10 protein-coding genes are annotated in these 13,958 nt (G+C 68.2%); 2 read left to right on the top strand and 8 right to left on the bottom strand.

Annotation, left to right across the window (positions count from 1 at the left end):
- Window positions 1-80: 80 nt before the first annotated feature.
- The 6 genes from ACZ75I_RS11635 to ACZ75I_RS11610 form a co-directional block, all read right to left on the bottom strand.
- Window positions 81-3,191 (bottom strand): error-prone DNA polymerase, encoded by a 3,111-nt coding sequence (locus ACZ75I_RS11635; RefSeq protein WP_180869580.1) that lies wholly within the window; start codon window positions 3,189-3,191, stop codon window positions 81-83.
- Between the two features lie 6 nt (window positions 3,192-3,197).
- A complete protein-coding gene (locus ACZ75I_RS11630) occupies window positions 3,198-4,607 on the bottom strand; it encodes a Y-family DNA polymerase (protein WP_472957917.1) in 1,410 nt (469 codons plus the stop codon).
- A 9-nt stretch (window positions 4,608-4,616) separates the two neighbouring features.
- Entirely contained in the window at window positions 4,617-5,231 is a 615-nt protein-coding gene (gene imuA, locus ACZ75I_RS11625; protein ID WP_180869584.1) for a translesion DNA synthesis-associated protein ImuA, read from the bottom strand.
- A 340-nt stretch (window positions 5,232-5,571) separates the two neighbouring features.
- Window positions 5,572-6,579: a cyclase family protein gene (locus tag ACZ75I_RS11620; protein WP_346477274.1), complete on the bottom strand. Its 1,008-nt coding sequence runs from the start codon at window positions 6,577-6,579 to the stop codon at window positions 5,572-5,574.
- Window positions 6,580-6,615: 36 nt separating this feature from the next.
- Entirely contained in the window at window positions 6,616-7,266 is a 651-nt protein-coding gene (locus ACZ75I_RS11615) for a DsbA family oxidoreductase (RefSeq protein ID WP_180869587.1), read from the bottom strand.
- 92 nt (window positions 7,267-7,358) lie between these two features.
- Window positions 7,359-8,309 carry a LysR family transcriptional regulator gene (locus tag ACZ75I_RS11610; protein WP_185807371.1) on the bottom strand — a complete coding sequence of 317 codons (951 nt, stop codon included), beginning with the start codon at window positions 8,307-8,309 and terminating at the stop codon, window positions 7,359-7,361.
- Between the two features lie 102 nt (window positions 8,310-8,411).
- Here ACZ75I_RS11610 and ACZ75I_RS11605 point away from each other — a divergent pair, with 102 nt between their 5' ends.
- The gene (locus ACZ75I_RS11605; protein ID WP_472957916.1) at window positions 8,412-9,302 is read left to right on the top strand and encodes a sterol desaturase family protein; all 891 of its coding nucleotides are present in this window, start codon (window positions 8,412-8,414) and stop codon (window positions 9,300-9,302) included.
- 9 nt (window positions 9,303-9,311) lie between these two features.
- Here the strand turns inward: ACZ75I_RS11605 and ACZ75I_RS11600 are convergent, their stop codons facing one another.
- Both ACZ75I_RS11600 and ACZ75I_RS11595 read right to left on the bottom strand, forming a co-directional pair.
- Window positions 9,312-10,016 carry an AraC family transcriptional regulator gene (locus ACZ75I_RS11600; protein ID WP_346477271.1) on the bottom strand — a complete coding sequence of 235 codons (705 nt, stop codon included), beginning with the start codon at window positions 10,014-10,016 and terminating at the stop codon, window positions 9,312-9,314.
- A 296-nt stretch (window positions 10,017-10,312) separates the two neighbouring features.
- On the bottom strand, window positions 10,313-10,747 hold the full coding sequence (locus ACZ75I_RS11595; protein ID WP_010485036.1) for a VOC family protein: 435 nt from the start codon (window positions 10,745-10,747) through the stop codon (window positions 10,313-10,315).
- A 338-nt stretch (window positions 10,748-11,085) separates the two neighbouring features.
- Between ACZ75I_RS11595 and ACZ75I_RS11590 the strand changes: the two genes are divergently transcribed.
- Window positions 11,086-13,881: a beta-glucosidase gene (locus ACZ75I_RS11590; RefSeq protein WP_472957915.1), complete on the top strand. Its 2,796-nt coding sequence runs from the start codon at window positions 11,086-11,088 to the stop codon at window positions 13,879-13,881.
- Window positions 13,882-13,958: the final 77 nt, after the last annotated feature.

Below are 13,958 nucleotides of genomic sequence, written 5' to 3'. Positions count from 1 at the left end.
GGGTCGTCCTTCCTTGGATAGGCCGACGATAGCGGATGCCGGCGGGCAAAGGCCAGTTCGTTGTGTGACGATCTGTATCGTCAGTGGAAATCGCGGCTGTGGCTGCGCAGTCCCTGCAGCAGCTCATCCAGGCAGTGCATGCGCTGCACGATGACATGCTGCACGCCATCAACGCGCTCCAGGCGGCCATCGATCTGCATCAGCTGGGTGTCGACCAGCACCCGGTGCTGGCGGTCGGCCAGGTGGCGCCAGACCACGGCGTTGACCATGCCGGTCTCGTCTTCAAGGGTGAGGAAGGTAACGCCACTGGCGGTCTGCGGGCGCTGGCGCATGCGCACCAGTCCGGCGATGCGCACACGGCGGCCGTGGCCGTGCCCGGCCAGCTGTGCGGCATCCAGGCAGCCACGACTGCGCAGCTGCGCGCGCAGGAACGAGATCGGGTGGCGGCCGAGGGTGGTGCCCGTGCTGCGGTAGTCGGCCTGCATGTCCTCCCAAGCGCTGGGCAGTGGCAGAGGCACACGGGCTTCGGCAGTGGCACGGGCCTGGTCGAACAGCGGCAGCCGGTTCTCTACGCCCGAGATATCCCAGCGTGCACGATGGCGATGGCCGCTGAGCCCGCGCAGTGCCCCGGCATCCGCCAGCAGGCCCTGCTGGCGGCGGTCCAGCGCGGTGCGCTGGCACAGGTCGCCGACGTCGTCGAACGGGCGCCGCGCGCGCTCGCGCATGATGGCCTGCACGGCATCTTCGTTGCAGCCGTCGATCAGGCGCAGGCCCAGACGGATCGCCGCCGGCCCCCTGCTGAAGTCCAGCGTGCAGTCCCAGTCGCTGTGGCGTACGTCCACGGGAAGAACGGTTATGCCATGCCGCCGCGCGTCCTGCAGCAGCTGGTCGGGGCTGTAGAAACCCAGCGGCTGGCTGTTGATCAGGCTGGCAGTGAATGCGGCCGGGTGGTGGCATTTCAGCCAGCAGCTGTTATAGGTCAGCAGGGCGAAGCTGGCGGCGTGGCTTTCCGGGAAGCCGTAATCGCCGAAGCCCTTGATCTGCTCGAACAGGTGCTCGCCGTATTCGCGACTGAAGCCGTTCTCCAGCATGCCGGCCAACAGCTTCTCGCGATGCGGTTCCAGCCCGCCACGACGTTTCCAGGCGGCCATCGAACGGCGCAGGGCATCGGCCTGGCCAGGCGTGTAGCCGGCTGCTTCGACCGCCAGCTGCATCACCTGTTCCTGGAACAATGGCACGCCCAGCGTACGCGCGAACACGCGTTCCAGCTGCGGTGGGTAGAGCGGGTTGTCCGGGTCGTTCAACGCGTCCGGTCCCTGTTCGCGCAGGATCCGCCGCCGCTCCAGATAGGGGTGCACCATGTCGCCCTGGATCGGTCCGGGGCGCACGATCGCCACTTCGATCACCAGGTCATAGAACGTGCGTGGCTGCATGCGCGGTAGCATCGCCATCTGTGCGCGCGATTCGATCTGGAACACGCCGATGGTATCGGCGGCGCAGATCATGTCGAAGGTCTTCGCATCCTTGGGCGGGATGGCATCCATGCGCCCTTCGTGCAGGCCATGCTGTTTCAGCATCGCCAGGCACTTGCGGATGGCCGTGAGCATGCCCAATGCCAGGCAGTCGACCTTCATCAGGCCGGTGGCATCCAGGTCGTCCTTGTCCCACTGGATGACGGTGCGGTCGGCCATCGCCGCGTTCTCCACCGGTACCAGGGTCGACAGCGGATGCTCGGAAATCACGAAACCGCCCGGGTGCTGCGACAGGTGGCGCGGGAAATCGATCAGCTCTGCGGTGAGTGCCAGCAGGCGCCGCATCAACGGCGTGTCCGGATCGAAGCCGCGCTCGCGCAGGGTTTCCGGCAGCGGGATGTTGCCGCCCCAGTGGTCCATCGCCGTGCCCAGTTCGTTGACCTGGTCCATCGGCAGGCCCAGTGCGCGGGCCACGTCGCGGATCGCGCTGCGGCCACGGTAGCTGATCGCCACCGCGGTCAGTGCGGCGCGCTCGCGGCCGTAGCGCTTGAACACGTACTGCAGCACCTCCTCGCGACGCTCGTGCTCGAAGTCGATGTCGATATCCGGTGGTTCGTCGCGCTCGGCGGAGATGAAGCGCTCGAACAGCAGGTTGCTGCGTGCCGGGTCGATCTCGGTCACGCCCAGCACGAAGCACACCGCCGAGTTGGCCGCTGAGCCACGGCCCTGGCAGAGGATGTCCTGGCTGCGCGCAAAGCGCACGATGTCCTGCACGGTGAGGAAATACGAGGCGTAGTTCTTCTGCTTGATCAGCGCCAGTTCGTGCTCGATCTGCGTGCGTTGCTTCGCTTCGATGCCGCCTTTCCAGCGCCACCGGATGCCGCGCTCGACCAGCACGCGCAGCCAGCTGTCCGGATCGTGTCCTTCGGGCACCAGCTCGCGCGGATAGGTGTACTGCAGCTGTTCCAGGGTGAAGTGGCAGCGCTCGGCGATGCGCAGGGTTTCAGCCAGCAGTTCGGGCGGATACAGCTGGGCCAGCGCGGTACGCGGGCGCAGGTGGCGCTCGCCATTGGGAAACAGGCGCCAGCCGGCCTCGGCCACGCTGCAGCGGTGGCGGATCGCGGTCAGTGTGTCCTGCAGGGCACGGCGGCGGCGCACGTGCATGTGCACATCGCCACTGGCGACCAGGGGCAGGCGGTGGCGTTCGCCGAAGGCCTGCAGCTGCTGCAGGCGGCGTGCGTCATCGTGTTCGCGGTGCAGTTCCACCGCCAGCCATAGCCGATCATCGAAGCCGGTACGTAGCAATTCAAGATCGGTGGCGGATGGCTGCCGGTCCAGCCACAGGCACAACAAACCGTCGGGCAGGCCGAGCAGATCGTCGCGCAGGCAGCGGTATTCGCCCTTGGCAGCCCGCCGCCGACAGGTCGTGATCAACTGGCACAGCCCGGCATAGGCGGCCTGGTCGGTGCACAGCAGGGCCAGCTTCGGCCCGTCCTCGACCTGGAATTCGGCGCCGACGATCAGCGCCACGCCATGTGTCTTCGCTGCCTGCCAGGCGCGCACGATGCCGGCCAGCGAGCATTCGTCGGTGATCGCCAACGCGCGGTAGCCCTGGCCAGCGGCGCGCGCGAACAACTCTTCGGCGATCGAAGCACCGCGCTGGAAACTGAAGGCCGACAGGCAGTGCAGTTCGGCGTAGCCGGGCAGTTCGCTGTGCATGGCGGCTCAGCCGAACCAGCCGTGCAGCATCCACGGCGCATGCGGATCGTTGCGCACGCGGAAGGCCCAGCCGCGCTGGCCATGCGCGGTTTCCACCACGTAGTAGTCGCGGCGCGCGTCAGCCTGGTCCCACCAGCCCGATTCGATCCGCTCCGGCCCGGCGATGATGCGCAGGCGCGGGTCACGCAGCGGCTGTGGAGCGTCCAGCAGCCAACCGGGGCGCAGTGGCCAGTATGCCGGTGGCCTGGCCGCTGGCTGGGTGCCGCTGGCGCGTTCGGGGCGATGGTCGGCCTGCACTGCCAGCGGCTGCACGGCGTCATCGCCGAGCCGCGCGCGCAGGCGCTCACGCAGCTGGTTCCACGGCATCGCCTGCGCCGGACGGGTATCGAACAGGTCACGCGCGGCGGGTACGAACGGCGGCAGCTGTTCGGCCTGCAGGCGCAGTGCGCGGCTGCCGGCCGGCAGGGCGAACGCTTCCATGCGGTTGCGCGCGATCTCGAACAGCAACGCGGGATCGCGTTCGGGCGCCAACAGGCCGATGGTCAGCACGCTGGCCGGCAACAGGTCATGCTCGAAATGCAGGTCGAAGCGCTGCACGCCGCCATCGCGCGAGCACAGGAAGGCGGCCAGGTCGAGCAGCAGGCGGCGCAGCGGGAACAGCAGGGCCTGGCTGGATTCGATCTCGTACTCGAATTCGATGCGCGCATCGAAACGGTCTGGTGGCTGGTAGTAGCGCAATGGCGCGGTGGGCAGCCCGCGCAATGCATCCAGCTGCTGCAGGACCTCGGGGGCGAAGCGCCGGGCCAGGCTGTCGCGCGGCAGCTTGAGCACCGCGCCCAACGTGCGCAGGCCGGAGCGGCCGAGCACCGTCACCGCCTCGCTGGGCAGGCCGCAGCGCGCCAGGGGCAGCTGCGCCAGCACCGCCGGCAGTTGCTGCGCATCGATGCCGAGGCCATCGTGGACGTTGGCCAGCACGCGCGCGGCATGTGGGGTAGGCGCGGCCACCAGGCGGTGGCGGAAACCGAGTTCGTGCAGTTCGTTGCGCAGGCGCTGCTGGATCGTCAGCCAGTCACCGAACAGGGCGCGGCTGGCACCGATTTCCAGCACCAGTGCATGCGGAAAATCGAGGCTGACCTGCGAGCTGTAGGCATAGGCCCAGCTGGCCAGCAGCTGCCGGGTGTGCTGTTCGGCATTGGGGTCGTAGTCGTGCAGGTGCATGTCCTGCACCAGTACCTGTGCAGCCGACAGCAGCATGCCCGGGCGCAACCCCGCGGCGCGTGCCGACGGGCTGACTGCACGCACTACGCGTCGCTGTGCCGGCCCCTGCAGCAGCACCAAGGGCCGGTGTGGGTCGGGCTGCAGGCGCAGCACGCTGTCCAGCGCCAGCTGCGGCAACAACAGGCAGGCCCAGTGCATGGCGCGTCCTCAGTGGGCGATGGCCAGCGGCAACGGTTGTGCCGGCGGCAGGCCGCCACGGCACTTCAGCACCCGCACCTGGCCGTGGTCGAGCTGCAGGCGCAGGCTGGCCGGGGAGGGATTGCGCGCGGCCTGCGCCTCGCGGAACACGAAGCCCAGGCACTGGCCGCTGTCGGCGGCCACCTGCAGGCGGCGCAGGGCGCGGTCGTCGGCTTGATGCGGCCAGCACAGTACCGCCGCGCAGGCCGCAGAGCGCAGGCACTGTTCGGCGGCCCACAGTGCCTGCTTCGGCGCGGCGTGGATGATCTGCAACTGGCCCAGGTCCAGCCCGGCGGCGGCCCAGGCCGGGGCGTGCGGGCGATAGGGCGGGGCGACCAGCACGATCGGGCGATCGCGCAGGCTCAGCTTGGCAAGCGCCGGCCAGACCAGCGCCAGTTCGCCAACGCCGGGCACCGCCTGCAGTACCTCGCACAGTCCGCTGGCCGGCCAGCCGCCGCCGGGCAGGCGTGCATCCAGTGCCGGATGGCCGCTGGCCAGATGGTCGCTGGCGGGGCCCTGGCGGGCCGGGCCACGCCACAGCTGGCGCCCGTCCAGCAGTCGGTCGAGGGCGACGACGGCACCCATCAGTCAGCCCTCCAGGGGAGGCGCCGGGCGGGCTGGAAACGGCAGGAACGGGCGGAAACGGCGGGCATGGCGCGAGTATCGACGGGCCGGTATCAGGGGCTGAGACCAGACATGCTACTCGCGTTGTAAGTAGAATTACTAATGAAATCGGAGGGTCCGGTTTCAGGTTGCTGAAGGGGGAAAGCATCCACGCATGGCGTGGATCTACTGGAGAGAGCCACGGCAAATCCATGCCGCAGCCTGGTAGATCCACGCCATGCGTGGATAGCGGTAAAGCGCGGTGCCGACCAAGGTCGGCACCCACCCGGCATGGCCCGTTGCTACCCGGGGATGCCCCTGGTTACGGGCGCAGCGGCAGCGCCACCGGGCGCAGCGGCGCGGCATCGCCACCGCGGATCTTCAGCGGGCCGCCGATGAAGGCGAATTCGTAGACCTTGTCGCGGGCCAGTTCGTCCAGCGCCACCAGCTCGATGATCGGCGCACCCTGCTGTGCCAGCAGGTAGGTGTGCAGCGGCACGTAGTCGTCGGACACCTCCGAAGGGAAGGTCTCGAAGCTGAGGTTGTCGGCGCCGACGATCATCGCGCCGCCGTCCTCGACCAGGAAGCGTGCCGCGTCCAGGCCCATGCCCGGCGGGTTGGCCATGTAGGCCCTGGGCTGCTCGAACAGGCGCATGCGGCCGGTGCGGATCAGCACCACGTCGCCCTGCTGCAGTTTCACCTTCTGGCGTGCCAGCGCATCCTTCAGGTCCTGGCGGGTGACGCGGTAGCTGTCCGGCAGCATGTCCACGCCCTTGGCGCCGGCCACGTCGATCAGCACGCCACGCGCGATCAGCGGCGGGAATTTCTCGATGCCGGTGACATTCCAGCCGCGGTCGCCGAGGTGCTTGTCGGCCTCGAAGCCGTTCCAGATCTTCCCGTGGATGCCGAAGTGGTTCAGCGCATCGATGTGGGTGCCGGTGTGGCTGTACATCGAGAACGCGGTGCCGGTGTAGCTGCGGGTGAGGTTCATGGCCTCGCCCACGCCCATCGGATCGTCCATCACTGTGCCGCGCGGGGTGTGGGTCATCCAGAACTGGTAGTGCGGGTCGCCGGCATCCTGCCAGCTGGGCATGCCGACGTAGTATTCGGTGGCCAGGTCATAGGCCTTGCCGCCGCTGACCCGTGACAGGATCGCGGCGCGCGAGGCTTCGGTGATCAGGTTGAGGCGGCCGATCTCGTCCTCCGGCCCCCAGGGGCTGGTGCCGACCTGCTGGCCGGAGGGAACGCGTTCGTGCGCGGATACGGTGGTGGAAGCGGCGGTGGCGGCCAGCAGCAGGGCCAGCGCGGTGGACAGGGTACGTGGGGTCATGGGGAAATCTCCTTGCAGGGTGGGGGAGGGTGCGGCTCAGGCCGCGACCAGGGGCGCCAGGGCCTGGCGCAGGTGTGGCAGCGGCAGGGTCTGCAGGCGCAGGCCGTTGCCGCCGATCACGGTGGGGATGGAACGGATGCCGAGCGCGGCAGCTTCGGCGCGATCGGCCTGCACGCGCTGGCGCACCGCGTCGCTGCGCATGTGGTCAGCGAAGGCGCCACGTGGATGGCCCAGCGATTCGGCAATATCCAGCAGTACTTCCGCGTCGCCGATGTTGCGGTGCTGGTGCAGGTGCGCCCATTGCACCGCGTCGAACATCGCGCCATGGGCATCATTGCCACCGATCAGCCCTGCGGCCTGGCAGGCCAGTGCGCCGAGCCAGCCGGAGGGATACTCGAAGTCCTGTGCGCGCATGCCTTCGATATCGATGCGCGCGGTGTCCTCATGCGCGGCGCAGTCGGTCCAGTGGCGCAGGATGATCGCCTTGGCGCGCGCCATCGAGCCGAACACCTCGACCATCTGCGCGCGCGAGTCCTGCAGCACGAAGCTGCGGTGGCGCACCTGGATGCCGAGTTCGGCCGAGACCTGCTGCAGGCGCGGGGCCAGCACGAAGCACCAGCCGCAGACCACGTCGTGGAAGAAATCGACCACCGGCGCTGCGGTGGCGGGGGAAGGAACGGAAGACATCTGCCTGCCATCGGTGAGAGGGGAGGCGGCAGAGTAGGCAGCGCGGCGTGGCCGAAACAGCACGCCGCGGGCAGCTCAGTTTTCGCTGGCGGTTACGAATCCAGGCCGGCGCAGCCGGGCAGCTCGGCGTGCAGGAAGTCGATGAAGGCACGCACCTTGGGCTGCAGGTGGCGCGAGGTGGGGTAGACCGCATGCACGAAGCGCGGCGGATAGCGGTGGTCGGGCAGCACCTGCTGCAGTTCGCCACGGGCCAGCGCTGGTGCCGCCAGGAACGAGGGCAGGGCGCCGATGCCCATGCCGGCCACCAGCAGGTCACGCAGCAGCAGGCTGTTGTTGACGGTCACGCGCGCCGGCAGGGTGATCGTCACCTGGCCATCCGGGCCGAGCAGCGGCCAACTGCCCGGTGAGTCGGACAGGCTGTAGGCCAGCACGCTATGGGCCTGCAGATCGCCTACTGCCTGGGGCGCCGGATGCTGCTGCAGGTAGGACGGCGCCGCGCACAGCACCTGCTGCAGCGAGGCCAGCCGGCGTGCCACCAGGCGTGAATCATCCAGCTCGGCACGCAGCCGCAGCGACACATCGAAACCCTCGCCGACCGCATCGAGCAGGCGGTCTTCCATCACCAGGTCCAGCGACAGCTGCGGATGCTGCTGCAGGAAGCGGGGCAGCAGCGGCGACAGCGTGCTCAGCGCGAACGACTGCGGCACATTGACGCGCAGGCGCCCGGTCACCTCGCCACGCTGCTCGGCGATGCCACGTTCCAATGCGTCCAGCTCGTCGAGCAGGCGGCAGCATTCACGGTAATAGGCGTGGCCGGTTTCGGTCAGGCTCATGCGCCGCGTGGTCCGCTGCAGCAGTACCACGCCCAGATGCGCTTCCAGCGTGCGCAGCTGTTTGCTGAGCCCGGCGGGCGACATGCCCAGGTCTTCGGCGGCGCGGGCCAGCCCGCCGCGTTCGACGATGCGGCGGAAGGCACGCATCAGGTTGAAGGAATCCATGCCGGCCCCGGGCGCGATGAGGGCGCCATTGTAGATCCACGCCATGCGTGGATGTGGGAAGCGTGGTGCGGCAGGCTTGCGCCGTTTGTTCAAGCCAGCAACCCGCACGCCACGCCAGCATGCAGGCCCTCATTTCCCGGGTTGCCCATGAAACACTGGATCCTCCGCCTGTATGCCCCGTTGTTCCTGCTGGGGTTCGTTGCCACTGCCGTCGTCTGGGTCGGCCACTGCCACCGTGACCCGCTGTGGTTGCTGGCCCTGCTGGCGGCCGCCATTGCGCTCTCGTTCGCCGCCGAGCGCGCCTGGCCGTATGACCCTGCGTTCAACCACGACCAGGGCGACCGTGTACGTGATGCCCTGCACGCGCTGGTCAACGAGAGCCTGAACGTGCTGTCGATCGCCGCGGTGCCGCTGCTGGCGGCGATCATTCCGTGGCAGGTCTGGCCGCTGCAGTGGCCGTTCGCACTGCAGGTACTGGTGGCGATCATCGCTGCCGATCTCGGCATTACCCTGGTGCACTACGCAAGCCATCGCATCGGCTGGTTGTGGCGCCTGCATGCGGTGCATCACAGCGTGACCCGCATGTATGGCTTCAACGGCCTGATGAAACACCCACTGCACCAGGCGGCCGAAGCGGTGGGCGGTGTGCTGCCGTTGCTGCTGTTGGGCCTGCCGATGCCGGTGGCGGCGGTGCTGGCGTTTGCCATCGCCATCCAGCTGCTGCTGCAGCACTCCAACGTGGACATGCGCCTGGGTGTGCTGGGCCGGGTGATGGCGTGGGCGCCGCTGCATCGCTTCCACCACATGCGTTACGGCACCGCCGGCGACGTCAACTTCGGCCTGTTCCTGACCGTCTGGGATCACCTGCTGGGGACCGCCTTCGATGCGCCCGGTTATCGGCTGCAGCAATGCGATCTCGGCATTGGCAGCCAACCGGACTATCCACGCGATTACGCGGGGCAGCTGCTGGCGCCGTTCCGCGAACTACCGCATGGCGAGGTGCCGGAGTTGCCCGAAGGCCTGCGCAGGCGTGGGTGATCGGCCGTGTCAGGTCGCGTGCAACTGCAGGCCCTGCAGCTGTGCGGCACCGATGCCGAACATGCGGCGCAGGCTGCGCGAGAGATGGGCCAGGTCGGCGAAGCCGGCGGCATGCGCACTGTCGGTCAGGTTGTGCCCGCGCAGATGATGCGTGAGCGCAGTGCGTAGCCGTTGCCACAGCACCCAGCCGCGCAGGGTCACCGCCAGGTCGGACTGGAAACGCCGGTGCAGCTGGCTGGTCGACAGGTGCGCGGCTTCGGCGATGTCGGCAGCCGGCACCGGGCCGGGCAGGTACTGGGCGATACGGGCCAACGCCGTCTGCACGCGGCGGTCCAGCGGTTGCGGGCGGCTCAGCCGTGGCAACCAATCGCGCAGCTCCAGCGCGTTGCCCGGCAGCGCGTGCAGATGCTGCTGGATCTGGGTGGGATCGGCGTGGGCCGGCTCAAGGAACACCGTGCAGCCTGCTTCCGGTGCCGACAGGATCGCGTGCGGCTGGAACGAAGGCAGCCATAGCCGCTGGCCCTGCTGCTGTACGCCATCGATCTCGACGTGCCAGGGCGTACCGTCGCTCAGCAGCAATTGATGGGCGTAGTGCGCATGCAAAGCGCTGTCACCAGCATGGCCGTGCAGCACGGCGGCGTGCGCATCCAGCAGCAACGTGCCGTTCCAGGGCAGGGCGGGGGAAGACATGACGGGATTGTAGATCCACGCCATGCGTGGATGAATCTCCATCGAAATCGAATATTCCGACAGTTGAACGAAGAGCAGCCGAGCATGGGCTCGGCTCTACAGCAGGCCGTGCAGGGAATTGTCGAAGGCGGGGTGGGTCCGGTTGCGGGGGCGTGAGCCGCATGGATGCGGCGACCGAGCTTACATGGACGTACTTGCAGCGCCCCCCGCAGCCGGACCCACCCCGCCTACCTGCAGGAACCCAGCTTTTGCTGTTGCTCTGGTTTTTGACGTTGATGTCGCCTCTGCGGGTGCCGGGCGCAGCCCGGCCGTGCGCACCCTCACCGCCCGTGCGGATCCGGCCGGTGATGCACGTACTCGACCACCGTGCCATCGGGATGCACCGCATTGAACGCCGCCCCGGTCGGCACCACCTGCAGCGGGAAGATGATCTCGGCACCGGCCGCGACCAGTTTGTCGTGATAAGGCCGAACGTCATCGACCAGCAGCGTCCCCGTGGTCGAAGTGAATGGCGCCAGCGCCTCATCGCAACCTTCGATCAGCAGGAATGCACCGACCATCGCCAGGCGTAGGCCGGCATCGGGAAACGGGAAGCCCGCATCGGCCACCACACCCTGCAACTGCTCGTAGAACGCCACGCTGCGCTCCAGTTCGCCAGGGGCAACGAATACCCGGATCAGCACGCGTGGGCTGCGCTGGGTTGAGGTATCACAGCGGTCACGCCAGAGATGATCGAAGTCGCGGTGTATGTTCATAGGCGGGGTCCAGGGCCGGTGACACCTCATTATCGGCAGCCCCACGCAGTCTGCTGATGACCGCCGGTGATGGCCTGATAACCGCTGGCCGGGTTGCCTCTGTGACTTAGGTCCTGTTGACAGGTGTGAACGCCCTCGCACAATCTTCACAGGATTGGGTCGCCCTGCGCGGCCCGGACAGGCAGGTTGTCACGCCGGGAGGAGGGTCCCAGGCGCAGACCGGCCCGTCCTTCGGCCTGCGGGAGGTTGCCTGGCAATTCCTGCGCGGCATGAACGCTGCACCCTTCGGCGGCACTTTCCCTGGACCGATTGCCTTGGCAACGGAATTACGCCTGCCGATGAAAACGTTTACAAAGCCGCTTGCGCTGTCCCTGGCCCTGTCTGTCGCACTGGCCGCCCCGGCCTGGGCCGACCCCGCCGCGTTCACTGTGCTGACCCTGGAACAGGCCCCGACCGCCGAGACGATGCCGGCCCTGGCCGCCCAGCTGAAGACCCTGCAGGTGGACGCGGTGAGCGTGCGCCAGGTGCAGCGCGGCATCGACCAGGTCGATCCGCTGCAGGTGCTGGCCGATGGCCTGGGCTACGAGTACCGCTTCATCGCCGCCGGCAGGGACGATGACCAGATCCAGCGCGGCCAGGCCGTGCTGACCCGGCTGCCGATCGCCGCTGAATCCGGCCCGGACCAGCCGGGCCTGAGCTACCTGCGCCTGGACGATGGCCGCCACACGGTGGCGGTCTATACCGATGCCGGTGCAGGTGCCGCGCAGCTGCCAGCGCTGGTCACCCGTTCGCGGCTGGGTGCACCGGCGGTGCTGCTCGGTGCGGTGGCCGGTGAATCGGCCAAGGCCGCCGGCTTCGATCCGGCGCGTGTCGCCCTGGAAGCCGATGCCAGCTATTTCAGCGATGGTTTCCAGGCCGCCAGCAGTGCGCCGTTCAAGCTGGAAGGCAACACCCTGCGCGCCACCCTGCTGACCCTGGCCTATGCCGCCGACAAACATGGCGACAGGCCGTGGATGGACACCACCCTCAACGCCGATGCGCGCGCTGCGCTGCTGCTGAAGGCGATGACCGAGGATGAGAAGTTCCAGATGCTGCACAGCTACTTCGGGCTGGGCAAGGACGGTGGCCCACTGCCGGAAGGTGCGGTCGGTTCGGCCGGTTTCGTGCCGGGCGTGGCGCGGCTGGGCATTCCGTCGCAGCAGTCGGCCGATGCCGGCGTCGGCGTGACCAATCCTGGTGGTATCCGTCCGGGCGATTTCGCCACCGCCATGCCGTCCGGCCCGTCCACCGCCTCCAGCTGGAACCGCGAAGTGGCCTTCGCCGGTGGCGCGACCATGGGCCGCGAGGCATGGCAGCAGCGCTTCAACATCCTGCTGTCGGGCAGCGTCAACCTGCAGCGCGATCCACGCAACGGCCGCAACTTCGAATATGCCGGTGAGGACCCGCTGCTGGCCGGTTCGATGGTCGGCGCGCTGATCCAGGGCGTGCAGAGCCAGCACGTGATCTCCTCGATGAAGCACTTCGCGCTGAACGACATGGAGACCCGGCGCAACTTCCATGACGTGCGCATCGGCGAACAGGCCATGCACGAATCGGACCTGCTGGCCTTCGAGATCGCGCTGGAAGCCGGTCGCCCGGGCGTGGCGATGTGCTCGTACAACAAGATCAACGGCACCTACGGCTGCGAGAACGGCTACCTGATGAACCAGGTGCTGAAGCAGGAATGGAAGTTCCCCGGTTTCGTGATGTCCGACTGGGGCGGCGTGCACAGCGGTTCGAAGGCGGCGCTGGCCGGCCTGGACCAGCAGTCGGCCGGTGAAGTGTTCGACGCGGCGGTGTTCTTCGACGAGCCGCTGCGTCTGGCCGTGCATGGCGGCGTGGTGCCGCAGGCGCGCCTGAATGACATGGTGGCGCGCATCCTGCGCACGATGTTCCTGCATGGCAACTTCGACAACCCGCCGCAGCACCAGAAGGTGGATGCCGAGGCCGGCTTCGCCGTGGCCCAGCGCACGGTGGAAGAGGGCAGCGTGCTGCTGCGCAATGAGGGCAACCTGCTGCCGCTGGCCGACAGCGTGAAGCGCATCGTCATCATCGGCGGCCACGCCGACAAGGGCGTGATCGGCGGCGGTGGTTCGTCGATGGTGGGCGTCACCGCCAAGGGCACCAATGCGGTGCCGGGCGTGATGCCGACCACCTGGCCGGGCCCGGTGATCTTCCACCCGTCCTCGCCGCTGGAATCGCTGCGTGCGGCGCGTCCGGACGCAACCATCGAGTATGTGGACGGCACCAATGCCGCCGCTGCGGCCAGGGCCGCCGCGCAGGCCGATGTGGCCATTGTGTTTGCCACGCAGTGGGCCGCCGAATCGGTGGACCTGCCGGACATGCAGCTGCCGGACAACCAGGACGCACTGATCTCGGCGGTGGCCGCGGCCAACCCGAAGACCGTGCTGGTGCTGGAAACCAACGGCCCGGTGCGCACCCCTTGGCTGGCGCAGGTGCCGGCGATGCTGCAGGCCTGGTACCCGGGCATCCGCGGTGGCGAAGGCATTGCCGCGCTGTTGACCGGCCAGGTCAATCCGTCCGGCCGCCTGCCGGTGACCTGGGTGGTGGACGAATCGCAGCTGCCGCGCCCGCACATCGACGGCCTCGGCTTCAAGCCGGCCAAGCCGTTCGGTGATGTGTTCGATTTCGATATCGAAGGTGCCAACGTCGGTTACAAGTGGATGGCGGCCAAAGGCCTGAAGCCCACCTTCGCGTTCGGTCATGGCCTGTCCTACACCTCGTTCGCCTATGAAAACCTCAAGGTGAGCGTGGAAGGTTCGCGCCTGGTCGCCAGCGTGGACATTCGCAACACCGGCAAGCGCGCCGGTGCCGACGTGGCCCAGCTGTACCTGAAGCTGCCGGCCGGCAGCACCACGCCGATCCGTCTGATCGGCTACGACAAGGTGAGCCTGCAGCCGGGCGAACAGCGCCGCATCCGCATCGAAGCCGAGCCGAAGACCCTGGCCCACTACGATGCACAGGCGCGCCGGTGGAAGATCGACGGCGGCACCTACCAGGTGCAGCTGTCGCGCAATGCTGCCGAACCGCTGCAGAGCGTGGACGTGCAGCTGGTGGAGCAGGTGCTGCGCTGATGCTTGAAGACACGGCCCCGTAAGGGGCCGTGTCCGTTTGTAGATTGCCGCTGCGCTCGCCGGGCACGGCCCGGCGC

Source organism: Stenotrophomonas sp. X (genome assembly GCF_055721025.1).
The sequence above is the reverse complement of the archived record's forward strand: the minus strand, read 5'-3'. Positions and strand labels throughout refer to the sequence as shown.

Bases quoted from the DNA above. Each gene is read 5' to 3' on its own strand.
- ACZ75I_RS11615 (WP_180869587.1), bottom strand. From the start codon at position 7,266: ATGTCTTCCGTTCCTTCCCCCGCCACCGCAGCGCCGGTGGTCGATTTC.
- ACZ75I_RS11630 (WP_472957917.1), bottom strand. From the start codon at position 4,607: ATGCACTGGGCCTGCCTGTTGTTGCCGCAGCTGGCGCTGGACAGCGTG.
- ACZ75I_RS11595 (WP_010485036.1), bottom strand. From the start codon at position 10,747: ATGAACATACACCGCGACTTCGATCATCTCTGGCGTGACCGCTGTGAT.
- ACZ75I_RS11610 (WP_185807371.1), bottom strand. From the start codon at position 8,309: ATGGCGTGGATCTACAATGGCGCCCTCATCGCGCCCGGGGCCGGCATG.
- ACZ75I_RS11635 (WP_180869580.1), bottom strand. From the start codon at position 3,191: ATGCACAGCGAACTGCCCGGCTACGCCGAACTGCACTGCCTGTCGGCC.
- ACZ75I_RS11605 (WP_472957916.1), top strand. From the start codon at position 8,412: ATGAAACACTGGATCCTCCGCCTGTATGCCCCGTTGTTCCTGCTGGGG.
- imuA (WP_180869584.1), bottom strand. From the start codon at position 5,231: ATGGGTGCCGTCGTCGCCCTCGACCGACTGCTGGACGGGCGCCAGCTG.
- ACZ75I_RS11620 (WP_346477274.1), bottom strand. From the start codon at position 6,579: ATGACCCCACGTACCCTGTCCACCGCGCTGGCCCTGCTGCTGGCCGCC.
- ACZ75I_RS11590 (WP_472957915.1), top strand. From the start codon at position 11,086: ATGAAAACGTTTACAAAGCCGCTTGCGCTGTCCCTGGCCCTGTCTGTC.
- ACZ75I_RS11600 (WP_346477271.1), bottom strand. From the start codon at position 10,016: ATGGCGTGGATCTACAATCCCGTCATGTCTTCCCCCGCCCTGCCCTGG.